Annotated in this window: 23 protein-coding genes and 1 riboswitch; of the genes, 21 read left to right on the top strand and 2 right to left on the bottom strand. The window is 34.2% G+C overall.

Annotated features, from left to right (window positions below; genetic code table 11):
- Position 1 precedes the first annotated feature (1 nt).
- The 6 genes from RBQ61_RS05540 to RBQ61_RS05565 all read left to right on the top strand — a co-directional run bounded on the left by RBQ61_RS05540 (position 2) and on the right by RBQ61_RS05565 (position 4,525).
- On the top strand, positions 2-976 hold the full coding sequence (locus RBQ61_RS05540) for a dipeptidase (protein ID WP_308139516.1): 975 nt from the start codon (positions 2-4) through the stop codon (positions 974-976).
- Between the two features lie 195 nt (positions 977-1,171).
- Complete coding sequence (locus RBQ61_RS05545) at positions 1,172-1,720, top strand: hypothetical protein (RefSeq protein ID WP_308139517.1); 549 nt, start codon at positions 1,172-1,174, stop codon at positions 1,718-1,720.
- Positions 1,710-2,495, top strand: a complete 786-nt coding sequence (locus RBQ61_RS05550; protein WP_308139518.1) for a TatD family hydrolase — start codon at positions 1,710-1,712, stop codon at positions 2,493-2,495. The genes RBQ61_RS05545 and RBQ61_RS05550 overlap by 11 nt, the downstream gene beginning before the upstream one ends.
- Positions 2,496-2,498: 3 nt before the next feature.
- Complete coding sequence (locus tag RBQ61_RS05555) at positions 2,499-3,089, top strand: DNA-3-methyladenine glycosylase (protein ID WP_308139519.1); 591 nt, start codon at positions 2,499-2,501, stop codon at positions 3,087-3,089.
- Between the two features lie 62 nt (positions 3,090-3,151).
- Positions 3,152-3,595: a MarR family winged helix-turn-helix transcriptional regulator gene (locus RBQ61_RS05560; RefSeq protein WP_308139520.1), complete on the top strand. Its 444-nt coding sequence runs from the start codon at positions 3,152-3,154 to the stop codon at positions 3,593-3,595.
- Positions 3,596-3,682: 87 nt separating this feature from the next.
- Positions 3,683-4,525: a DegV family protein gene (locus tag RBQ61_RS05565; RefSeq protein ID WP_308139521.1), complete on the top strand. Its 843-nt coding sequence runs from the start codon at positions 3,683-3,685 to the stop codon at positions 4,523-4,525.
- Between the two features lie 134 nt (positions 4,526-4,659).
- Here RBQ61_RS05565 and RBQ61_RS05570 read toward each other — a convergent pair whose 3' ends face one another.
- Complete coding sequence (locus RBQ61_RS05570; RefSeq protein ID WP_308139522.1) at positions 4,660-6,990, bottom strand: ATP-dependent Clp protease ATP-binding subunit; 2,331 nt, start codon at positions 6,988-6,990, stop codon at positions 4,660-4,662.
- Positions 6,991-7,365: 375 nt separating this feature from the next.
- A riboswitch (Lysine riboswitch) is annotated at positions 7,366-7,515 on the top strand.
- A gap of 133 nt (positions 7,516-7,648) precedes the next feature.
- Between RBQ61_RS05570 and dapA the strand changes: the two genes are divergently transcribed.
- The 5 genes from dapA to RBQ61_RS05595 all read left to right on the top strand — a co-directional run bounded on the left by dapA (position 7,649) and on the right by RBQ61_RS05595 (position 12,620).
- A complete protein-coding gene (gene dapA / locus RBQ61_RS05575; protein ID WP_308139523.1) occupies positions 7,649-8,551 on the top strand; it encodes a 4-hydroxy-tetrahydrodipicolinate synthase in 903 nt (300 codons plus the stop codon).
- Positions 8,552-8,557: 6 nt separating this feature from the next.
- Positions 8,558-9,226 carry a 4-hydroxy-tetrahydrodipicolinate reductase gene (locus RBQ61_RS05580; protein WP_308139524.1) on the top strand — a complete coding sequence of 223 codons (669 nt, stop codon included), beginning with the start codon at positions 8,558-8,560 and terminating at the stop codon, positions 9,224-9,226.
- A 99-nt stretch (positions 9,227-9,325) separates the two neighbouring features.
- On the top strand, positions 9,326-10,027 hold the full coding sequence (gene dapD / locus RBQ61_RS05585) for a 2,3,4,5-tetrahydropyridine-2,6-dicarboxylate N-acetyltransferase (RefSeq protein WP_308139525.1): 702 nt from the start codon (positions 9,326-9,328) through the stop codon (positions 10,025-10,027).
- A 2-nt stretch (positions 10,028-10,029) separates the two neighbouring features.
- Complete coding sequence (locus RBQ61_RS05590) at positions 10,030-11,190, top strand: aspartate aminotransferase family protein (protein ID WP_308139526.1); 1,161 nt, start codon at positions 10,030-10,032, stop codon at positions 11,188-11,190.
- A gap of 107 nt (positions 11,191-11,297) precedes the next feature.
- Positions 11,298-12,620, top strand: coding sequence for an aspartate kinase (locus RBQ61_RS05595; protein WP_308139527.1), 1,323 nt, complete (start codon positions 11,298-11,300; stop codon positions 12,618-12,620).
- Between the two features lie 46 nt (positions 12,621-12,666).
- On the opposite strand, the gene RBQ61_RS05600 is transcribed toward RBQ61_RS05595, so the two are convergent.
- Positions 12,667-13,200, bottom strand: coding sequence for a DUF2179 domain-containing protein (locus RBQ61_RS05600; RefSeq protein WP_308139528.1), 534 nt, complete (start codon positions 13,198-13,200; stop codon positions 12,667-12,669).
- A gap of 188 nt (positions 13,201-13,388) precedes the next feature.
- Here RBQ61_RS05600 and trmB point away from each other — a divergent pair, with 188 nt between their 5' ends.
- The 10 genes from trmB (at position 13,389) to RBQ61_RS05650 (ending at position 22,939) form a co-directional block, all read left to right on the top strand.
- Positions 13,389-14,033 (top strand): tRNA (guanosine(46)-N7)-methyltransferase TrmB, encoded by a 645-nt coding sequence (trmB, locus tag RBQ61_RS05605; protein WP_308139529.1) that lies wholly within the window; start codon positions 13,389-13,391, stop codon positions 14,031-14,033.
- Complete coding sequence (locus tag RBQ61_RS05610) at positions 14,026-14,310, top strand: DUF1294 domain-containing protein (RefSeq protein WP_308139530.1); 285 nt, start codon at positions 14,026-14,028, stop codon at positions 14,308-14,310. The genes trmB and RBQ61_RS05610 overlap by 8 nt, the downstream gene beginning before the upstream one ends.
- Before the next feature lie 87 nt (positions 14,311-14,397).
- A complete protein-coding gene (ybaK, locus tag RBQ61_RS05615) occupies positions 14,398-14,874 on the top strand; it encodes a Cys-tRNA(Pro) deacylase (RefSeq protein ID WP_308139531.1) in 477 nt (158 codons plus the stop codon).
- A gap of 40 nt (positions 14,875-14,914) precedes the next feature.
- Positions 14,915-15,601: an RluA family pseudouridine synthase gene (locus tag RBQ61_RS05620; RefSeq protein WP_308139532.1), complete on the top strand. Its 687-nt coding sequence runs from the start codon at positions 14,915-14,917 to the stop codon at positions 15,599-15,601.
- 168 nt (positions 15,602-15,769) lie between these two features.
- Complete coding sequence (locus RBQ61_RS05625; RefSeq protein ID WP_308139533.1) at positions 15,770-16,342, top strand: GNAT family acetyltransferase; 573 nt, start codon at positions 15,770-15,772, stop codon at positions 16,340-16,342.
- Positions 16,343-16,381: 39 nt separating this feature from the next.
- Entirely contained in the window at positions 16,382-17,230 is an 849-nt protein-coding gene (locus tag RBQ61_RS05630; protein WP_308139534.1) for a 2-oxo acid dehydrogenase subunit E2, read from the top strand.
- An 86-nt stretch (positions 17,231-17,316) separates the two neighbouring features.
- Positions 17,317-19,116: an ABC-F family ATP-binding cassette domain-containing protein gene (locus tag RBQ61_RS05635; protein ID WP_308139535.1), complete on the top strand. Its 1,800-nt coding sequence runs from the start codon at positions 17,317-17,319 to the stop codon at positions 19,114-19,116.
- Between the two features lie 150 nt (positions 19,117-19,266).
- Positions 19,267-19,872 carry a TetR/AcrR family transcriptional regulator gene (locus RBQ61_RS05640; protein ID WP_308139536.1) on the top strand — a complete coding sequence of 202 codons (606 nt, stop codon included), beginning with the start codon at positions 19,267-19,269 and terminating at the stop codon, positions 19,870-19,872.
- Positions 19,873-19,889: 17 nt separating this feature from the next.
- A complete protein-coding gene (locus RBQ61_RS05645; RefSeq protein ID WP_213925766.1) occupies positions 19,890-20,597 on the top strand; it encodes an ABC transporter ATP-binding protein in 708 nt (235 codons plus the stop codon).
- Entirely contained in the window at positions 20,597-22,939 is a 2,343-nt protein-coding gene (locus RBQ61_RS05650) for an FtsX-like permease family protein (RefSeq protein WP_308139537.1), read from the top strand. The genes RBQ61_RS05645 and RBQ61_RS05650 overlap by 1 nt, the downstream gene beginning before the upstream one ends.
- Positions 22,940-22,950 lie beyond the last annotated feature (11 nt).

Below are 22,950 nucleotides of genomic sequence, written 5' to 3' on the forward strand. Positions count from 1 at the left end.
AATGATTTTTGACGGCCATTCAGATATCTGGTCAGATGTTACCAAAAAAACCTTAGATGGTGAAAAGGATATTTTAAGAAAGTACCATTTAAAAAAGCTACGTAAAGGAAGGATATCGGGCAGTATTTTTGTAATTTGGGTTGATCCGCCTTATACGGATAATCCATATAAAAGAACTATGGAAATAATGGACTCAATAAATAAGGAACTAGAATTCTGCAAGAAAGAGTTAATAATTGCCAAATCTTATGAAGATATAGGCAAAGCTGTTGAGGAAGATAAGTTTTATATATTTATTGGACTGGAGGGGCTTAGCAGTATAGGCGGCAACCTTGAGTTAATTGATTCATACTATGATTTTGGTGCAAGACATGCATCGTTAACTTGGAATGAAGAAAATCTGCTTGCTACCGGAGTTAAGGGAAATCCGGATAGGGGACTCTCGGAACTTGGGAAAAAAGCTGTTGAAAAAATCAACAAAAAAAACATGCTTATGGATGTTTCTCACTTGAATGAAAAGTCGTTTTGGGATGTGGTTAGTACGACAGACGCTCCTATAATCGCTTCACATTCAAATTGCAGAGCCTTATGTAATGTTCCAAGAAACTTAACGGATGATCAGCTAAAAAAAATTGCAGAGACTGATGGATTGGTAGGCATTAATTCATTTAATCAGTTTGTCCATAAAGATAAGAATAAACAAAATGTAGAAATGCTTGTAAGGCATGTCGCTCATATGGCTGAAATTATGGGAACCGATCATATAGGTGTGGGCATGGATTATTGTGACTTTTTAGATGATAGCTCAATGAACAGCTTCAGTTCACAAGAAACTTCGTATACAAGAGGTCTTGAGGATGCTTCTAAGAGCTATAACATTATTGAAGAAATGAGGAAAGCAGGATTTTCAAAAGAAGAAATTGAAAAGATTGCATACAAAAACTTCCACAGAGTTATAAAAACTGTAATAAAGTAGCTGCATTTAATTTTATCTTTAAAGTATGCTATTTATAAATCTGAAACCCGCTTTAGGCGGGTTTTTCATTTTGTGAAAGCAATGTTTTGAATATGCTTGCAACAAAGACATATAATATCAAATGCACTAAAAAAATTGAATAAAGCACAATATTATGCTAAACTAAATGCATATTAAACAGAAAGGAAACATACTATGAACGCGACACAAATAATTTATCCGTTAATATTTATATTTGCTGTTTATTTTGTTTTTTCAAATTTTAAGAAAACTCTTAAGCAGAAAAAAGAAAATATGAAGCCGTTGCTTTACCTTGATCAGGATGATAAGACAAGACATAATATAAGTGCTATCGTAATCATACTTGTAGTTGCTTTAGCTGTATTTTTGATTTCCGGAGCAATACGTACAAACAGCTTAAATCTTGAAGGATTTTTTTCAATGGTACTTTTGCCGCTGCTTATGGTGTTTTTGTACATACCTTTGACAAAAAAGACCATGATTTCAACTTTAGGAATCCATAAGAGAGGAGCATTGATAAGGTGGGAAGAGATTAAAGGCATTAACTATTTAAAGCCTAACGATAAAAATCAGGTTAAGGCAAAAATAATATATGTTTTTGCAGGGAGAGATACAACAATGGAACTTACATTTAATAAGGGTGATTCACAGCTTGATATTTTTAAGGAGACAGCAAAAGAATACAGAAACATAAAGAAGAAGGAAAAGAAAAGTGGAAAATAAATTTATTGATAGTCATGTCCATTTAGATGATGAAAAGTTTGATCATGATAGAGAAGCTCTGATAAGCTCTCTTTATGAAAATGGAATCGAACTTGTTTTAAATCCGGGATCTGATTTAGATACGTCAAAAGCGGCAGTAGGATTAGCCGATAAATATCCGTTTATATTTGCAGCTGTTGGGTGTCATCCTCATGATTCAAGGCTTATGAATGATGATACAATGGATGCATTCAGGAGACTTTCTGAAAATAAAAAAGTATTGGGAATAGGTGAAATAGGTCTTGATTATTATTATGACAATTCCGATAGAGAAACACAGAAAATATGGTTTAGAGAGCAGATAAGACTGGCTAAGGAGCTTGATCTGCCGTACATAGTTCATGACAGAGATGCACACGAAGATGTTTTGAAAATTATGAAAGAAGAGCACTATTCAGGAACGAGAGGAATACTTCATTGTTATTCGAGCAGTGTTGAAATGGCAAAAGAATTTATTAAACTGGGGTTTTATATTTCTTTAGGAGGACCGGTTACTTTCAAGAAGTCAAAGACTCCAAAGCATGTGGCAAAAGAGGTGCCGCTTGACAAACTGCTGATAGAGACCGACTGCCCTTACCTTGCTCCAGAGCCGTTTAGAGGAAAAAGAAATGAACCTAAGCATGTTAAATTTGTTGCTGAGGAAATAGCACGTATAAGGGAAGTAAGCACAGATTTAATTGCGGAAAAAACAAAGGAAAATTTTTATAGGTTATTTAATTTAAAGCAGGAGAGTTAAGCTATGACATTGCTTCCAAGAAGTTTTTACGATAGGGATGCACGGTTGGTGGCAGAAGATTTAATAGGCAAGGTGATAGTGCGCAGTTATGAAGACAATGTTATTAAGGTAAGAATAACAGAAACCGAAGCATATATTGCCGATATTGATAAAGCAAGTCACGGATATGGCGGAAAAGTAACTCCTAGAACAAAAGTGATGTTCGGACCACCTGGTTATACATATGTTTATTTTATTTATGGAATGTATTACTGCCTTAATTTTGTTACTGAAAGGGAAGGGGTATGCAGCGCGGTGCTTGTGCGCGGAGCCGAACCGGTAGAAAATATACAGCAGATGTGTATTAACAGATACGGAAGGTTAATGGATGACATTTCAAAATTACAGTTGAAAAATTTATGCAATGGACCTGGGAAGTTGTGTAACGCTTTAAGAATTACAAAGGATCATAATGGCATCGATTTGTGCGGCGGCGAAATATATGTGGAAGATGATGGGTTCGAAGATTTTAGCGTCAACAGAACTAAAAGAATAAATATCGATTATTCAGAGGAAGCAAAAGATTTTCTTTGGAGATATATTATTTGTAAATAATTGTTGACAAATTTGTTAAAAATAAATATAATTTGATTATCAAAATAAATTGAGGTGGTTTAATGAGCAATCATGATACTCTGAATGAAATACTTGTTAGGCTTTTTGCAGATGTTCTGGATATAGAAGAAAAATGCTTAAAAGTCGGTGATTTTTCAGATCTATCAATATCTGAAATGCATGTCATTGATAACATAGGCATGGGCAGGGAAAGGACTATGTCGGATACTGCCAAGGATTTAAGAATTACATCGGGAACACTTACGACTGCTGTAGATAACCTTATTAAGAAAGGTTATGTAGTCAGAGAACGGTCGATAGAAGACAGAAGAGTGGTTAAAATTAAACTGACCGATAAGGGAATTGCCGCATACAAATCACATGAGAATTTCCACAAGGATTTGGTTATTAGCGCTCTACAGCAGCTTGACAGCAAGGAAGAAGAGCTTTTAATAAAGGTTTTATCCAACATAGATATATTTTTCCACAATAAATACAAGTTTTAGCACAGTAGAAATTCTAAATTATTTAGGGTTTCTGCATTCAAATACTTTTATTATCAAAAAATTTGATTATGAAAATGTGAGGTTAGCATGGGTATTAGAATAGTTATAGACAGTACTTCAGATGTTACAGAGGATATTATTAAAAAACATAATATAAAAATGGTTCCTTTGACTGTAAATTTTGGAGAGGAATCATATATGGACAAAATTGAACTAAGTTCTACGGAGTTTTTTAAAAAATTAGTTAATGCCGAGAAGCTCCCTACAACTTCTCAGGTTTCTCCCGGAACTTTCGTGGAAACTTTCAGTGAAATACTTCTTGAAGGGGATCAGGTTTTAGGAATATTTCTTGCTCCTGAATTAAGCGGAACATATGATTCTGCGCGAATAGCAAAAAACATGATAGGCAGTGATAACATACGGATTATAGATTCAAAAAGCGTGTGTCTTGGAGCTTTTGCCTTAATATTGGAAGCAATAGAATTAGTTGAGCAGGGTAGACAAATTGACGAAATAGTAGAAGAGTTGGAAAAAGCAAAAGAAAAGATAGTTGCTGTGGCTGGGCTTGATACGCTGAAGTATCTTGAAAAGGGAGGAAGGCTTTCAAAGGGGCAGGCAGTAGTAGGGTCGCTGCTGAATATTAAGCCCATGCTTGAAATCAAGGACGGAAAGCTAGCAGTAATCGAAAAAGTAAGAGGTAAGAATAAAACAATAAAGTGGTTTGATGAATGGATTGAAAAGAACGAGTTTGACTTATCGGATAAAACTTTGCTTTTATTCTATGCTCAAAATTATGACCAGTTGAAAATATTGAGAGAGACTTTGGAGTCAAAATATAAAATCAAAAATATTATTGAACAGGAAGTAGGTGCGGTTATAGGTACGCACTCAGGTCCGGGAGTTCTTGGATTAGGATTTTTAAACAAATAGCAATACATTTCTAAAAAGTCTGCCATAAGTAGAATGGCAGACTTTTAGCATCTTAGTGTGTCCCGGGTTATATTGCCTTAAAAAAAGGGCGATACATTATGACAATTTTAATCACTCTGCATCACCCACATGATTTATTTAATAGTTAATTCAGTTTTGTCTTCATCATTGATTGTAACAAAAACAGAGCTGTTTTCTGTTATTTCTCCTTTTAAATATGCTTCAGAAATTTCATCCTCAATGTATTTTTGAATAGTTCGTCTCAAAGGACGGGCACCATACTTTCTATTATATCCTTTTTCTAGGATGAAATCCTTCATTTTATCAGACACATCTATTTGGATTTTCTTTTCTGCTCCTATTTGAATAACTTCTTTTAACATAAGTTTAACTATTTGGGCAAGTTCTTCTTTTGATAATTCGCTGAATACAATAATATCGTCTATACGGTTTAAAAATTCAGGTCTAAAAGCCTGCCTCAGAGCATCTTTTACTTTTGCTTCCATTGCCTCATATTCTTTGTTTTCAAAGCCTATTCGGTTTGCTTTAATTGTTGTACCGGCATTTGAAGTCATTATAATAACTGTGTTTTCAAAGTTAACTGTTCTGCCTTGATTATCTGTAAGCCTGCCGTCTTCCAATATTTGAAGCAATATATTGAATACATCTTCGTGTGCTTTTTCTATTTCATCAAGTAATATAACAGAATATGGTTTTCGTCTGATTTTTTCAGTTAAAAATCCTGCTTGATCATAGCCAACATATCCAGGAGGCGCTCCGATTAATTTAGAAACTGTGTGTTTCTCCATGTATTCTGACATGTCAAGTCTTATAATTGTATCTTCATTTTCGAACAGTTCATATGCCAGAGTTCTTGCAAGCTCTGTTTTTCCTACACCTGTAGGACCTACAAATATAAAGGACGAAGGCTTTTTTCTTTTTCTAAAGCCTGATCGATTTCTTCTTATGGCTCTTGCGAGACTTGATACAGCAGGATGTTGCCCAATAACTCTTTTATGAAGTCTGCTTTCAAGGTTAATTAGCTTTTCAGCTTCAGCTTCATTTATTTTCTGAACAGGAATTTTAGTCCATGCTTCAATTACATAGGCAATATCTTCAGTCGTAAGCTGCACATTCTCACAATCCATTGCAAGATCCTTAATCTTTGATTCAACTTTTAATTCATTTACTTTAAGTTCGGCTGCTTTTTCATAATCATCATTTTCGGCAGCGTCTTCTTTTTCTTCTCTTATAGATTTCAATTCTGATCTTAGTGCCTCAAGTTCTACTAATCCACTGTTTTTAAGGTTAGCTCTGGAACCTGCTTCGTCTATAACATCAATAGCCTTGTCAGGTAAAAATCTGTCTGTGATGTATCTTTCAGACATTAATACTGCCTGTTCAATTACTTCGTCGGATATTTTCACATTGTGATATTGCTCATAATAATCCTTTATTCCTTTAACAATCTCAATAGAGTCGCTAATAGAAGGCTCGTCTATCATTACAGGCTGGAATCTTCTTTCTAATGCACTGTCCTTTTCTATGTGTTTTCGATACTCATCCAAAGTGGTGGCTCCGATTACTTGAACCTCTCCTCTTGCAAGAGCAGGCTTCAATATATTAGCAGCATTCATGGCGCCGCCCTCAGCTTCCCCTGCACCCACAATGTTGTGTACTTCGTCAATTACTATAATTATGTTGCCGGCTTTTTTGGCTTCATCAATTATTGCTTTCATACGAGATTCAAACTGTCCTCTGAACTGAGTTCCTGCCACAACAGCTGTTAAATCAAGAAGATAAATTTCTGTGTTGAAAAGCTTAATTGGAACTTTATGTTCGGAAATTCTAACAGCAAGCCCTTCAGCTATTTTGGTTTTGCCCACTCCTGGCTCACCTATTAAAATAGGGTTATTTTTAGAGCGTCTGTTTAGGATCTGTATAACCCTGTCTACTTCTCTTTCTCTTCCGACAATTCTGTCCAGCTCTCCATATCTAGCCTGCTCAGTCAGATTAGTACCGTAAGTATCAAGGTATTTTAATTTTTTTCGTTTAACTTTCTCTTTTACCTTTGCTCCGGAAGTGCTGCTGCCTTTTGCAACATCCATTTCATTTTGTGCTTCTTCAGAAGGTTGAAATCCATTGTTTGAATTGGAAATGCCAGAAAATGCCGAATTCATTAAATTCATAATGGAATTCATATTTTCATTGTCATCGCCTTCTACATCTTGTGTTAATTTCTCTAAATCCATATCTCCTATAATTTCTGTGAGCTGATTATTAATATTTTCAAAATCCTCAGGTTTCATTCCACCCTGTCTCATGATTTGTTCCATAGGTGCCAGTCCTTGTTTTTTTGCACATGGAATACATAGACCGGTAGTCTGCATCTTGCCTTCAATTATTTTATTAACATATATAACAGCTACATTTTTTTTGCATACTGAACATAACATTTTTTTCATCTCCTATATTTGCAATACATAGTTTATAATTAACTATAACGAGTAATTTTATTTCTATAATACGTTTATTCACATTTTATTATTTTCCATAATTAATAGCTATACAAAGTCGATTATAATATACTTTTCTTAAAAATGCATTAAAAAATTTGCATTGTAACAGAAATTAAATATTTATATGTCAAATAATCATATTTATTACCGATTTAAGGAATTATTTCATAAATCCTCATATTTTTGTTTTACAACCTTAGTTTTTTTGCAATTATTGCAATATCTTATATTATTATGAAAATAAATTATTTATATATAAACTTTTTATTGACATATTTCACATAAGGCAATATACTGTATAGAAATTAAATATTTTCATGGGTATATTACAGAGGATGCGAAGATCAATAGTAAAAGAACAACTTTGAAAGGGTGATTCGCCGAAGGGTTTTCCCTGGGCTTACGTTTAAGAGATGTAATACTGTTTTTATAGGATGCTTCCCAATTCTATAAAAGAGAGCTGTAATGTGCTGGGCAGAAGGTTCAGTGTTTTTTGCAAGCGTCTGAGAGCCCTTTTGCTCTTATGTCGCTTTTTTTATTATCATTTTTTAAAAAGCGGCATGAAAATTATTTATAAAAAAATAATTTTATAAGGAGAAAAGAAATGATAGATTTTGTAAGAGGCTGCGGAGTGGCATTGGTAACGCCGTTTTCAAATGGGAAAATTGACTATAATACCCTGGAAAAACTTATTGACATGCATGTTGAACTGTCAGGATCAATTATTGTGGCAGGAACAACAGGAGAAGCATCAACACTTACCGATGATGAATATCATGAATTAATTAAATTTGTTGTTGACAGAGTTAACAAGAGAATACCTGTTATTGCGGGTGCAGGAAGCAACTGCACATCTTCAGCAATTAAAAAAGCTAAATTTTGCGAAGAGGCGGGTGCTGACGGATTATTGATAGTAACTCCGTATTACAACAAAACTACTCAAAACGGTTTGATAAATCACTACAGATTAATTGCAGAAAATACAGCGCTTCCCATAATTGTTTACAGTGTTTCAGGAAGAACGGGAATGAATATAGAGCCAAGTACAGTATTAGAACTTTCAAAGATTAAAAATATTGTTGGAATTAAGGAAGCCAGCGGAAATATAAGCCAGGTTGCGGAAATTATAAGGATTTGTCCTAAGGATTTCTTTGTTTATTCAGGAAACGATGATATGGTTATTCCTTTGATGGCCTTGGGAGGTCATGGTGTTATCTCAGTAGTTGCCAATATAATGCCGTCTGAAACTAAAAAAATGGTTGATGACTTTAAAGATGGAAGGCTTATCGAGGCGAGAGATGCTCAGGTTGGTATGAATGGGCTTGTTAATGCCTTATTTATTGAAACAAATCCTATTCCTATTAAAGAAGCAATGGGTTTGATGAATATGTGCAGTTCTGAGGTGAGAGAGCCTCTTTACAGAATGTCGGAAGAAAACAAAGAAAAACTGATTAGTGAAATGAACCGCTGCGGTATTATTATAACAAGCGGCGCAGGTAGAAGGTAAAGATATATGAATATAGTTATATGCGGTATCAACGGTGCTATGGGGAAGGTTTTGGTAAAAGAGGCCAAATCATATGAAAATATAAATGTTATCGGTCATCTTTCACCGAGAAATGGTTATTTAGGTCACGATATAAATGAACATGCAGATGTGGTAATAGATTTTTCCAACCCTTCCAATTGTAAATTTTTAATAGATTATGCTGTTAAAAATAAATGTGCTTTGCTGATATGCACAACCGGATTTACCAATGAGCAGAAATCTGAAATGAAAAGGGCAGGGGAAAAAATACCTGTGCTTTTGTCCTCAAACACCTCATTGGGTATAAATGCGCTCAGAAAAATAATTAAGTGCATATCTGCTGAACTAAACAGCTTTGACATAAATATTATAGAAAAGCATCATAATAAGAAAATAGATGCACCTAGCGGTACTGCCAAAACAATTGCCAAGGATATAATGAAGGCAACCGGAAGAGATTATGTAGATACACTTGCGATGAGAGCCGGCACAATTCCGGGAGAGCATACGGTTATGTTTTCCGGTGTGGATGAAATACTTGAAATAAAGCATACGTCATTTTCGAAAAATATATTTGCAAGAGGAGCCTTGGAGTTAGCTTCGAGGCTCTCCTTAAAACAGAAAGGATTTTATAGCACAGAAGACTTTTTTTAAAATGGCAAAAATAAATATGACAAGTGAACTAATTTTATTGACACGAATAGGTGATTTACAAGAGCAAATAAAAAAATCAGATTAAATATGGAGGCAAAAATGTTTTTACAAGACCCATACCAAATAGCAAAGTATATAAAAGATGCAAAAAAATCAACACCTGTTAAGCTTTATATTTCAGGGGTTACTATAAATTTGAATAATTATAACATGAAAATTTTTTCGTCAGGGGATATGGCCATCTGTATAGGAGAATATGGAGATGCTCAGAGGCTTTTATCAGAAAATCCTCAAATAATAAATTATCATTTGGAATATGATAGAAGGAACTCTGCTATTCCGCTTCTGGATACAAATGAAATAAATGCAAGAATAGAGCCGGGAGCAATTATACGAGACATGGTAGAAATAGGCCGGGATGCAGTTATTATGATGGGAGCAGTTATCAATATAGGCGCTGTAATAGGTGAAAAAACTATGATTGATATGAACGCAGTTGTCGGAGCAAGAGGAACAATCGGTAAAAACGTACATGTAGGGGCAGGATCAGTTATTGCCGGAGTTCTGGAGCCGCCAAGCAAGCAGCCCGTTATTATTGAAGATGATGTTTTGATTGGTGCAAATGCAGTTGTTCTTGAAGGAGTAAAAGTTGGGAGAGGTGCAGTTGTTGCTGCAGGAAGCGTAGTGACAGAGGATGTGCCGGAAGAGGCTGTGGTTGCAGGCAGCCCTGCAAGGGTAATAAAGTATAAGGATAGCGGGACAACGGAGAAAACAAAACTTCTTGATGATTTGAGAGGCTAACCATGAATGACGAAAGATATATATTAAAAACCTACAACAGGCTGGACTTAGAAATAGACAAAATAAGAGGAAATTATATCTATACGAAGGATGGCAGAAAATATCTTGATTTTTTTTCCGGAATAGCGGTTAATAACCTTGGATATGACAGAGATGTAATAAAGGCAATGACTGATAAGATGCAGGACTATACCCATATTTCCAATTATTTTTATGATTCAGACAGGGATGAGCTGGCAAGGATTCTAATAGAAAGTTCAATGGAAGGAAGAGTTTTTTACACCAATTCCGGAGCTGAAAGCACAGAAGCAGCTCTAAAGCTTATCCGTAAATGGGGAAAAGAAAACAAAAAAAATAAAATACTTACAGCGAAGAATTCTTTTCACGGAAGAACTACAGGGGCTCTGGCTCTCACAGGACAGAAAAAATACCGCAAGGATTTTGAACCATTAATAAGCGGTGTTGATTATTTCACGTTCAATGATTCTGAAAGTCTTGCTTCAATGGTTGATGAAGATACAGCGGCTGTATTTTTGGAAGCTGTACAAGGTGAAGGCGGAGTAATACCCTTGACTAATGAATTTGTTGAGGAATTAATGAAGCTGAAGAATAAATATAACTTTTTACTGGTTATGGATGAAATACAAACAGGCTTAAGGCGATGCGGAACAATGTTTGCGTACAAGAATTACAACATTAAACCCGATCTGATTCTGCTTGCTAAGTCTTTGGGAGGAGGGCTTCCTCTGGGAGCGGTGATAGTATCAAAGCATCTAGAAAATGTTTTGAGCGTAGGTGATCACGGTTCAACGTTTGGAGGTAATCCTGTTGCGTGCGCAGGAGGACTTGCTGTCCTTACAAAACTGACAAATCCGATTTTTGCGGAAGCAATAAAAGAAAATGCTTCCTACCTTTATAAAAAACTATTCTCTCTTAAAAAATCCTATCCTGAAGTAATAAAGGATTTAAGGGGTATTTCAATGATGCTTGGACTTGAAGTCGGAGAATATGCACTAATGATTAAGGAAAGAGCAATGAAGGAAGGAGTTCTTATAAATATAACAGGGGGTACAGTCATAAGAATAATTCCTCCGCTTACAATAACATCAAACGATATTAATTTATTTATAAATGTATTAGAAAAGATTGTATCAACAATTTAATGTGTTTGAATTGCGGACATGTGTTTTAAAAAAGTTGACATATTATTGGAACTGTGTTATTGTAATAAAGTTATATTTTATCAGGCATTGATAAAGGAGGGAAAGACGTGTTAAAGGTAGCAAAATTCGGAGGTACTTCAATGGCTGATGCAGATCAGTTCAGAAAAGTGAAGGCAATAATAGAAAGTGAAAAAAATAGAAAATATGTAGTTGTTTCTGCTCCGGGAAAAAGGTTTAAGGAAGATAATAAAATTACTGATTTATTATATTTGACTAATGCACATATTAAATTTTCGGTACCATACATGACCATATTTAATATCATTGAAGATAGATTTAATTCAATAAAGGAAGAATTAAAATTAACGATAGATCTTAAAAAAGAATTTGACACTATTAAAAAGAATCTGGACAACAAGTGTGATGAGGACTATATTGTAAGCAGAGGCGAATATTTAAGTGCAATGCTTTTAGCAGATTATATGCATTGTGATTTCATCGATTCGAAGGATATTATTTTCTTTAACTATGATGGAACCGTCAATATAGAAAAAACAAATGAAGAGCTTAAGAAAAGGCTAGAAAATTCCGAAAGAGCAATTATTTCAGGGTTTTACGGTTCATATCCTGACGGCAGCATAAAGACATTCTCAAGGGGAGGATCAGATATAACGGGTTCAATAATAGCCTCTGCCATAGGAGCGGATATTTATGAAAATTGGACGGATGTTTCAGGTTTTATGATAGCTGATCCGAGAATTATAAAAAATCCAAAACAAATAAAGAGAATAACATATCAGGAGCTTAGGGAGCTGTCTTATATGGGGGCTTCCGTACTTCATGACGAAGCTGTTTTCCCTGCACGCCAAGCAGGGATTCCAATAAACATAAGAAACACAAATGAGCCCGATAATTCGGGAACAATAATAGTCGGAGACGAAAAATCATATGAAGGCAACGGTGATGACCATGTAATTACAGGTATAGCCGGAAAGAAAAATTTCACGGTTTTCTATGTTCATAAGGAACATATGGCAAATGAAATTGGCATCATAAGAAGAGCTCTTGAGGTTTTTGAGGATAGAGGAATTAGCATTGATCATATACCTTCAGGCATAGATAGTTTCTCAATAGTGCTTCCTACAGAGAGTGTTGAAAGAATAACCCACGAATTGGTAGAGGAGCTAAAAGAAAAATGCATGGCAGAATATGTTCATGCTCATAAAAACTTGAGCCTTGTAACTACAGTAGGCGTCAAAATGGCTTTCAAACCGGGTATTTCCGCAAAGCTGTTTAATGCATTGGGCGAAAATAACATCAATATACGCATGATCGATCAAGGATCAAGCGAAATTAATATAATAGTTGGTGTTGAAGATAATGATTTTGAAAAGGCAATAAGAGCAATTTACAATGCTTTTGTAAAATAAATTCAGTAAAAAATAATTTAGGGCGCCGAAAGCGCCCTTTATTGTGCTATTTCAAATATCCTCCCAGCATTGTTTTGATATCATTGACTGTTATATATGCATTTGGAGTTGTTTGCTTTATAAGCTTAACTGCTTCAGGTATCTTTTTTCTCTTTAACTGAATAAATAGAAGAGCCTTTTTATTATCATTTTTACCTTTGCCATCAATAATCGTAACTCCATAGCCTTGTTCGCGCAGAATTTCAGCCAGCTTTTCCCCAGTTTCGGCAGCTACCACAACCTGAATTGACGCAAGCCCTACGGCTATTTTAGATTCTATTGTAACACCGATATAATTTCCAAGTGAAAATGCTGCTGCATAAACAAGAGCTTTAAAAGGGTCTTCGGTTATATTGTTAAGTACAGAGCTTACCACTACCAACCATATTGTTATTTCTATAAATGCAAGTATGGTTCCTTTTACTCGCTCACCTTTGTTAATGTATACCAGTCTGATAGTAGAAACAGAGACTTCCACTATCTTAGCGCAAAATATAATGATATACAAAAGAGGACCACTCATGTTCATTAAAAACTCCATATTTCACCTCATATTGTTTGTTACCGATATTCTACTTTATTTAGGAAATATATGCAATAGATAACTTTTGCCACAAATTAATATTGTTAATTAATTAAAAATAAGGTAAAATTCAAGTTAGATACAGATATATAAAGCAGCTGGGGGAGCCCTCAAGCTGGAGTCATCATTATGGTAAGGAGAAAAACATGCGATTGAGATACGTTCCCGGTCAGTATCAGTATTTAAAGGACTGTGAAAGAGTGATTACTGAACCGGAAAGTGCAGGACATAAATTAAATGAAGTATTTAAAAATGATTATCCTATACATGTGGAATTAGGATGTGGCAAAGGAGGGTTTTTAAGAAAAACTGCGTTGAAAAACCCTCATGTAAACTTTTTTGGATTTGAAAAAAGTGTTAAGGTTGCATATAGATGCGCAAAAGCTGTCTTTGAAAATGACCCGCCAAACTACTACATTGTTTATTCTAACGGAGATATATTAAAAGATGTTTTTAAACCGAAAACAATTGAAAGAATTTATTTAAATTTTTCAGACCCTTGGCCAAAACCTTCGCATTACAAAAGAAGGCTTACACACAAAAGTTTTTTGGATGTATATAAGTTGGTTCTTACAGATAGCGGAGAAATACATATGAAGACAGATAATAATGATTTGTTTGAATATTCTGTCGAGCAATTTAAAGAAAACGGTTGGGGATTTCTTATGATTACACGAGATTTGCATGGAAGCTCTTATCTTGAAGACAATGTTATGACCGAATATGAAGAGAGGTTTATAAATGAAGGTAAAAAAATTAATAAGCTTATTGTGAGGAAGACAAATGAATAAAGTAATGTTTGCAACAATATATTTAATTTGTATAAACCTAATATCATTTATTGTATTTTTTATAGATAAAGAAAAGGCTAAGAGAGACAAGTGGAGAGTTAAGGAGAAAACAATGCACACATTAAGCTTCATAGGAGGCGTATTTGGCAGCATTGCTGCAATGAAGTTATTCCACCATAAAACAAAGAAACGAGGATTTGTTATAATTACAATTGCTGCACTTCTTTTTAATATATATGTATATTATGAGATATACAATTATATCATTATGCTGTAATATAAAGAATTGAAGATTTGTATAGAATTGTAACTTTTTAATTTTTAGCGCACAAAAATTTTTATAAATTGAAATAGAGGTGATATTTTGAAAAAAGTCAATAAAACAAATGCTATGAGAATTTTAGACTCTATTAATATTGATTATGACTACATGAGCTATGAAAGTAACGATGGAAATATTGACGGAGTTTCGGTGGCCCATAAAACAGGTAAAGATCCTGAAACAGTGTTTAAAACACTTGTAGCAACAGGACACAGCAAAGAGTTGTATGTCTTTTGCATTCCAGTTGAATATGAACTTGATTTGAAAAAGGCTGCCAAGGCATCCGGCGAGAAAAAAATAGAAATGCTTCCGTTACGTGAACTTACCAAAAATACAGGATATGTCAGAGGAGGATGCTCTCCTATAGGAATGAAGAAACATTATAAAACATTTGTGGATGAATCTGCACTGTTGCAGGATAAAATTCTTGTAAGTGCTGGGGTAATAGGCACACAGATTATAATTAAGCCTGATGACCTGGTAAAAGCAGCGGAAGCTTCCTATGCGGATATAATTTAGGAAACATAGGCGAATATTAAAAAAAAATATCGGAGAACAAATGGAACTAAACATAATATACGAAGACAAGCATATACTATGTCTTGTTAAGCCTCAAGGCGTACCTTCGCAAAGCGATAAATCAAATGACGAGGATTTGATGACTGCAGCGATGAAATATGTACAAAAAAAAGACAATAAGATGTATTTAGGGTTGGTGCATAGACTTGACCGTCCGGTAGGTGGTCTGATTATTTATGCAAAGACGGAATTTGCAAATAAAGAGCTTTCTAGGCAAGTGCAGATGAGAGAAACACAAAAAGAATATTTGACAGTTGTTTGCGGCAGCGGGGAAACTGAAAAAGCAATTCTTCTCGAGAATTATTTGAAGAAATTGAAAACAATCAATATGTCAAAGGTTACAGTGCAGGATGATAAGCAGGGAAAACTTGCAAAACTTGAGTATCAAGTGCTCGACTCTGTGGAAACTGAAGAATATGGCACACTGTCATTGCTTAAAGTAAAATTATATACAGGTAGGCACCATCAAATTAGAGTGCAGCTTTCAAATGCTGGCTTGCCTATATGGGGAGATAATAAATACAACAAAGTTTTTGTTAAGAAAAAGGAATTTACTCAAATTGCTCTTTGGTCACATAAGTTTGGATTCAAACATCCTAAGACAAAGAAGGTTACAGAGTTTGTTTCGGAACCGTCTGCATATCCATTTACATTGTTTATGTTATAGGCAATTTAAAAAATATATTTTAGTAAAGCATAGTAAGGGCAGTTAAGATATAGGCTTGACCGCCTTTATTTTTAGTAAAAAACAATTATATTAAATACATGATATACCGTATAGCAAAATAGTGTTATAATATAGGTAATTTATTATTCAAGAAAGGACGGTAATATTATGGAATATCGAAACGCTTCTTTAAGAGACATTGCTTCAATATTACTTCTTCAGAAAAAATATCACGTATCTACAGTGAGCGAAGAAGACAAACAAGATGGATTTGTTACAACTTTATTTTCTGAAAAACAACTTAAAGATTTGATAGAAAAAGAAAACGGGCTTGCAATAGCATGCCATGGTGAAAGAATTGTTGCGTATGTTATGGCAGCTTCATGGCAGTTTTGGGAGCCATGGCCTCTTTTTCAAAAAATGATAGCAGATTTGCCTAATACAAGATACCTGGATACGGTGCTTTCAACGAATAATTCTTATCAATACGGACCGGTATGTATAGACAAAGAATACAGAGGCACTGAAGTTTTACCTAATCTTTTTGAATTTTCAAGATTGCAGATGAAAGAACGGTTCCCTATACTAATAACATTTATAAATAAAATTAATCCCAGATCATTTAAGGCTCATACTGAAAAACTGTGCCTTGATGTAATAAAATCATTTGAATTCAATAATAATCAATATTATGAATTGGGATATGATATGTCTAAGAAAACTAGAGGCTCTAACCTTTAATTGTATTCCACAATTGAAAAGTAAATTTCGGAGGAATTTATGAAGCGAAGTGACGGCACATTGGTAAAATCACTAAATCCTTTTATGAAAGTTATTCCTTATGTTATGGAAAAGCGCAGCGATGCACAGAATTTTTCTAAGCAGGTTTTTTGTGCAGATACAATTGACCGGTATATTGCAGAGAAAAAAGAACAAGGCTTTAATATCAGGTATATGCATTTATTTATAGCTGCTTATGTTCGACTTATTGCTGAAAGACCTCAACTAAACCGGTTTGTAATGAATAGTAAAATCTATCAGCGAAACGGCATTTTTGTTTCTATGGCTGTTAAGCGATCTCTGAGGGATGATGGGGAAGAAACTACGGTGAAATTAGAGTTTACCGGTCAAGAGGATATTTTTGCTATAACTGAAATAATAAATCGAAAAATATCTGAAGCAATATCATGTAAAAAAAATAATGATACAGATAAATTGGCGAAAAGAATAATGTCAATGCCGGGATTTGTTAAGAAAACTTTAGTCAGAAGTATAAAATTAATGGATAGGTACAATATGCTACCCAAGAGCGTTATTATGGCCAGTCCCTTTCATACGTCAATGTTTTTTACTTATTTGAAATCAATAGATACAAATTATATTTATCACCATCTTTATGATTTTGGAACAACAGGTATTTTTGCTGCTTTAGGCAAGACTGTGAAAATGCCAATGGTAGAAAATGATAAGATTGTTGTCAAAAAGTGCTGCATAATAGGTTATACTTTAGATGAGAGAATTTGTGACGGCTTATACTTTGCTAGATCGCTTAGATTTCTGGAAAAATATTTTAATAATCCACACCTCCTCGAAATATGCATCAATGAAAAGGTTGAGCATGTTAAATGATGGATTTTAAGTAAAGAGATGATAGTAAGGAATAATTATTTATTTAGACTGAAATGATATGCTATATTAATTTGAAAGGCTGAAATATGATTTTAACACTTGAAAATATCAGCAAAAGCTTTGGACTTAAGCCTTTGTTGGACAATGTAAATTTATATATAGAAAGTAATGATAAAATTGGTTTTGTTGGAATAAACGGAACAGGTAAATCAACTCTGCTAAAAATTGCTGCACAGATTGAAGAGCCTGACAGCGGAAATATTGTTTACAGAAATGGCGTAAGGGTTGGTTACCTTCCCCAGGTGCCTGAGTTTAGTGATAACTTGACGGTGCTTGAACAAATATTTCTAAATGCTTCTTCAGAAACAAAAGTGCTGATGGAGTATGAGGCAAAGACCATATTAAATAAGCTTGGAATAGATGAGTTTGATAAAAATGTAAGCCTTCTTTCTGTGGGGCAGAGAAAAAAGGTTGCAATTGCCAGTGCTTTGGTAAATCCGTGTGAGCTCCTGATACTAGACGAACCCACCAACCATTTAGATAATGAAATGATTGCATGGCTTGAAAATTACTTGATAAAATACAGTGGAGCAATATTGATGGTTACTCATGACAGATATTTTCTAAACAGAGTTTCCAACAGAATAGTCGAACTACACAGAGGAAATTTATATGCCTATGAGGGAAATTATTCGAAATTCCTTGAGCTAAAAACTTTGCGTGAGGAAAGTGAACAAAGTAGTGAGAGGAAAAAAAGGACGCTCTACAAAAAAGAATTGGCATGGATTCAGAGAGGAGCGAGAGCAAGGGGAACAAAGGCAAAGGGACGAATACAAGAATTTGAAAAGCTCAAAGAACAAATGGGAACAGAAATTGATGATAAGTTGGAGGTTGGCTCGGTATCATCAAGGCTTGGCAAAAAGACAATTGAAATTAAAAATATTTCAAAAAGTTATGGCGGGAAAAAAATAATAGATAATTTTGAATATATTGTTTTAAGAGATGCAAGATTGGGTATTGTAGGTGCCAACGGCTCCGGCAAATCTACATTGATGAATATTATTGCCGGAAAAATAAGCTCTGACAGCGGAAATGTTGAAATTGGCAGTACAGTCAAACTTGGCTATTTTGCACAGGAAGCCGATAATATTGATGTTTCTGAACGTGTGATTGACTATATTAAAAATATTGCAGAAATAGTGGAGACCAATGACGGTAAAATAACGGCTTCCCAAATGCTTGAGAAATTTTTGTTTTCTTCGGATCTCCAGTACAATACTATTGACAGGCTTTCCGGCGGAGAAAGGCGAAGACTATTCTTGCTGGGTGTTTTGATGAAATCTCCAAATATTTTATTGCTTGATGAACCTACCAATGATTTGGATATAGAGACTCTGACAATTCTTGAAGATTATCTTGAGAGTTTTAAGGGAGCCGTAATAACTGTTTCGCACGACAGATACTTTCTCGACAAGGTAGTTAATACTATTTTAGAACTTCCAGGTGACGGAATCGGTGAAATAAAAGAATATAACGGTGGATATTCGGATTATATTTCAGAAAAATCAGCTAATGAACGCAAAAATGTTGATGAGAAACAAAAAAAAGAAAAAAGTGTTACAAAAGAAATAAGAGAAAAACCAAAAAAGCTTAAATTTACCTATAGAGAACTGCGGGAATATGAAACAATAGATGATGATATAGCTCAGCTTGAAAACAATATATCTCATTTGGAAAACCAATTAGAAAAATATTCTACGGACTATGTCAAACTGCAGGAATTAATGGATGAAAAACATTTTCAGGAAAAAAAGCTTGAGGAAAAAATGAACAGATGGGTTTATTTGAATGATTTGGCTGAGAAAATTGAGAATAGTAAAAATTAAATATAAGAAGCAGAGAACTTTAGATATTAATAGGGCTAGTACATAGCCTTATTTTTTTGCTGAGTTTTTTTATGCATTTATTGACTGGATGGTCAATATAATGTATAATGAAATTGACTATATAGTCAATAATTAACTGGAGGGTTATGCGTGTCGTGTGAAACTAAAAAAGATAAAATACTATCGGCAAGCCTTAAAGAGTTTGCTGACAATGGATTTGACAAAGCCAGCACAGACAAAATAAGCAGGGATGCAGGTGTATCAAAAGGGCTTGTTTTTCACTATTTTAAAAACAAGGAAAATTTATATATAACAACTATAAATATGTGCATAGATGATGTCTTTGAAGCATATGAAGGGTTTGATTATTATGATCCGGACTTTTGTTCGGCTCTTACAAAGTTAATAGAATTAAAATATAATTTTTTTGTAAAGAATCCTTTGCATTACAGTTTGTTAGTTAAAAGTTTTTATAATTCTCCTAAAAAACTTCAGAAAAGGTTGGCAGTCAGATATTCTGAGATAAAGCAGATTGGTATAGATATTGTTGTTGATATGATAAGTCATTTGCCATTGAAGAATGATGTTGATAAAGAAGATATTGTAACTGTTATTATGGGGATAACAAATGTTATCGAAGGAAGGTATTTGTCTTATTTTATCGATAATGACAGCAATTTTGATAAATATTATGATCTTGTTAAGAATGACTATATTAAACTTATTAATATAGTTATGTTTGGAATTTTAAACTAGATTAAGAGGGAATGTATATGAATGAAAAGATACTGAGGGTTGAAGAGCTAAGCAAAAATTATCAGATGGGTGAAGTAACTGTGAAGGCGCTTAAAAATGCCAGCTTTGAGGTGAAAAAAGGTGATTTTGTTGTAATATTGGGACCGAGCGGTTCGGGTAAAAGTACTCTTCTCAATATAATAGGCGGTATGGATACTCCCACAGACGGCAGAGCTTATTTTAATAATGAACTTATAACAAATATGAGTGACAAGGAACTCACATATTACAGAAGAAATAAAATAGGTTTTGTTTTTCAGTTTTATAATTTAATGGCTACATTGACTGCAAAGGAAAATGTAGAACTTGCATCGGAGCTTTGTGAGAATGCTATTGGAATTGATGAGGTACTTGAGTCAGTAGGGCTTGGAGACAGGGCTGATCATTTTCCATCACAAATGAGCGGCGGAGAACAGCAGAGAGTTGCCATAGCAAGAGCAGTTGCAAAGAATCCACAGATTTTGCTGTGCGACGAACCCACAGGTGCATTGGATTTTGAAACGGGTATTCAGATATTAAAAGTACTAAAAGATGTAAATAAGAAATATGGAAATACCGTTATTGTAATAACCCACAATTCGTCAATTGCACAGATGGCGGATCAGGTTATTAAAATGAGAAGCGGAAAAATAACTGAAATAACAGTTAATGAAAATCCAATAGCTGCTGAAAGGATTGAATGGTAATGAAAAAGCTTGATAAAAGACTTTTTAGAATGATCAAGACTACCAAAGGTCAATACATTGCAGTGCTTGCAATCATAGTAACGGGTATTTTCGTTTTTACTGCGGTCAGTAATTCTGCTATTAACTTAAGAGACGCAATTGATGAATACTATGTGGAAGCAAATTTTGCAGATATCTTTATAAAAGGTACAGGAATACCGGGAAATCTAGAAGGAAAGCTCTTAGGAGATCACGAAATTAAGCAAGTAGATGCAAGAATTGTATTTGATACAAAGATGATAACTGACAATGAAAATAGCAATGTTGATATACGGGTAGTTTCTGTGGATAAACATGAGAATGAAATAAGTAAGTTGTTTATTAAATCAGGCAAAAGAGATTTGAATGAAAAAAATGTAATCGTTATAGAGCAGTTTGCTTCAGCCAGAGGTATAAAGATCGGTGATTCTATACAGATAAAAATTAACGGTAAACAGCATGAATATAATGTTTCAGGGATAGCATCAAGTTCGGAGTATGTGTATATGATGCAAAACGAGCAGACATTGCTTCCAGACCCTGAGGGGTTCGGCATTGTTTTTATTGAAGAAAATTATTTGAGGAATGTTTATGGGTCAGGCGGCAATTTCAATGAAATGCTGGTTAAACTTAATGAAGGAGGAAATGTAGAAAAAACTGCGGAATACCTTGAAAACAGGCTCGACGATTACGGCGTTACGAGAGTAATTAAGAAATCTGACCAGTTGAGCAACAGTATGCTTTCAGAGGAAATTTCCGGTTTGGAAATGATGTCGAAATCAATTCCGGTTGTATTTTTGGTTTTTGCTGGCATAATGCTTTCCACAATGCTGTCAAGAATAGTTAAAAAGGACAGGACATCAATAGGTGTATTAAAGGCATTGGGATTTATGAACAGTGAAATAGTTATTCATTACCTAAAATATGCTGCATCGGTAGGATTTATAGGAGGGCTTGCAGGGTCACTTATAGGAACTGCATTGTCAGGAATGATGACAAATTATTATCTTGTTTTCTTTAATATTCCAATGTTGACAGTAAAAGTTTATTATTATAGAATATTTGTTTCGGTTCTGCTATCATTGATGTTTTGTGTTGCTGCTGGTTTCTGGGGTGTAAAAGGAATTTTGAGTATAAATCCTGCTGAAGCTATGAAACCCGAGTCTCCTAAGCAAGGCAGGAGAATATTTATAGAAAATATAAAACCAATTTGGAATCATGTTCCATTTTCATGGAAGATTGTTTTAAGAAGTATATTCAGAGAAAAAAAGAAGTTTGTTTTCATTGGAGCGGCAGTTTCTATAACTTGCGGTATGATGATTATGACAATATGGATGATAAATGTAATGGATGTAATGTTTAACAAGCATTACGGCGAATTTATAAAGGCTCAGTATAATGTAAGCTTTGATGGATTTAAGAATGATGATGTTGTGAACGAATTTAAAGAATCCATAAGTATAAAAAATATGGAGGGCAGAATAGAAATACCGTTTGAAATAATAAACGGGAAAAAATCAAAAATTGTTAATATTATAGGCTTAAAGAAGGATACGGTTTTTTATGATTTTATGGACATGAATGGTAATAAGGCTTATATTCCTTCTGATGGAATATTAATTTCATCAAATCTGGCAAATGCTTTGAATATTAAAATGGGAGACGAAATATTACTGGACAGCTTTGTTGACGATGACAGCAACTATGTGAGAGTAAAGGGAATCATCAAGCAATCGTTGGGGATAAACGCGTATATAGATATTGATTATCTTAGAGAGTGCTTTCTTGACAAGAGAACTATTAATGGTGTTTATATAAATTCTGACGACGATGTTATTAATAAACTTGAAGATATGAAAAATATTACTGTGCAGTCACAGTACGATATGAAAAAAGCATTTGAGGAGTTTACTGCGATTACAGCTATGTCTATGGGATTTATGGTTGTGTTTTCAGGGCTTTTAGGTTTTATAATCGTATACAGCATGACGCTTATGAGTATAAATGAAAGAACATTGGAATTTTCATCGCTCAGAGTAATGGGTTTTTCAAAAAAGGAAATATTCAGCATGCTGATTCGTGAAAATATGATTATGACGGTAATAGGAATCGTGGCAGGTATACCGATGGGGTTGTGGCTGATTGCTTATTTAGGTGAATCATTTACTACGGATGTTTATACAATGAATGAGCCTGTCAATCTATCAAATATAGTTGTTTCAATAATTCTTACTATAGTATTTATTATGCTTGCTCAGTTAATGACGTATGCGAAAATAAACAAGCTTGATTTTATGCAAGCATTAAAAAACAGAATATCATAATTATAAATTGG

Source organism: Sedimentibacter sp. MB35-C1 (assembly GCF_030913635.1).
Classification (GTDB): domain Bacteria; phylum Bacillota; class Clostridia; order Tissierellales; family Sedimentibacteraceae; genus Sedimentibacter.

Coding starts and splice junctions, on each gene's coding strand:
- RBQ61_RS05630 (WP_308139534.1), top strand. CDS start 16,382: ATGAAGCGAAGTGACGGCACATTGGTAAAATCACTAAATCCTTTTATG.
- RBQ61_RS05650 (WP_308139537.1), top strand. CDS start 20,597: ATGAAAAAGCTTGATAAAAGACTTTTTAGAATGATCAAGACTACCAAA.
- dapD (WP_308139525.1), top strand. CDS start 9,326: ATGTTTTTACAAGACCCATACCAAATAGCAAAGTATATAAAAGATGCA.
- RBQ61_RS05540 (WP_308139516.1), top strand. CDS start 2: ATGATTTTTGACGGCCATTCAGATATCTGGTCAGATGTTACCAAAAAA.
- RBQ61_RS05590 (WP_308139526.1), top strand. CDS start 10,030: ATGAATGACGAAAGATATATATTAAAAACCTACAACAGGCTGGACTTA.
- RBQ61_RS05565 (WP_308139521.1), top strand. CDS start 3,683: ATGGGTATTAGAATAGTTATAGACAGTACTTCAGATGTTACAGAGGAT.
- RBQ61_RS05555 (WP_308139519.1), top strand. CDS start 2,499: ATGACATTGCTTCCAAGAAGTTTTTACGATAGGGATGCACGGTTGGTG.
- RBQ61_RS05545 (WP_308139517.1), top strand. CDS start 1,172: ATGAACGCGACACAAATAATTTATCCGTTAATATTTATATTTGCTGTT.
- RBQ61_RS05580 (WP_308139524.1), top strand. CDS start 8,558: ATGAATATAGTTATATGCGGTATCAACGGTGCTATGGGGAAGGTTTTG.
- RBQ61_RS05610 (WP_308139530.1), top strand. CDS start 14,026: ATGAATAAAGTAATGTTTGCAACAATATATTTAATTTGTATAAACCTA.
- RBQ61_RS05625 (WP_308139533.1), top strand. CDS start 15,770: ATGGAATATCGAAACGCTTCTTTAAGAGACATTGCTTCAATATTACTT.
- dapA (WP_308139523.1), top strand. CDS start 7,649: ATGATAGATTTTGTAAGAGGCTGCGGAGTGGCATTGGTAACGCCGTTT.
- RBQ61_RS05620 (WP_308139532.1), top strand. CDS start 14,915: ATGGAACTAAACATAATATACGAAGACAAGCATATACTATGTCTTGTT.
- RBQ61_RS05600 (WP_308139528.1), bottom strand. CDS start 13,200: ATGGAGTTTTTAATGAACATGAGTGGTCCTCTTTTGTATATCATTATA.
- RBQ61_RS05635 (WP_308139535.1), top strand. CDS start 17,317: ATGATTTTAACACTTGAAAATATCAGCAAAAGCTTTGGACTTAAGCCT.
- RBQ61_RS05560 (WP_308139520.1), top strand. CDS start 3,152: ATGAGCAATCATGATACTCTGAATGAAATACTTGTTAGGCTTTTTGCA.
- RBQ61_RS05570 (WP_308139522.1), bottom strand. CDS start 6,990: ATGAAAAAAATGTTATGTTCAGTATGCAAAAAAAATGTAGCTGTTATA.
- trmB (WP_308139529.1), top strand. CDS start 13,389: ATGCGATTGAGATACGTTCCCGGTCAGTATCAGTATTTAAAGGACTGT.
- RBQ61_RS05645 (WP_213925766.1), top strand. CDS start 19,890: ATGAATGAAAAGATACTGAGGGTTGAAGAGCTAAGCAAAAATTATCAG.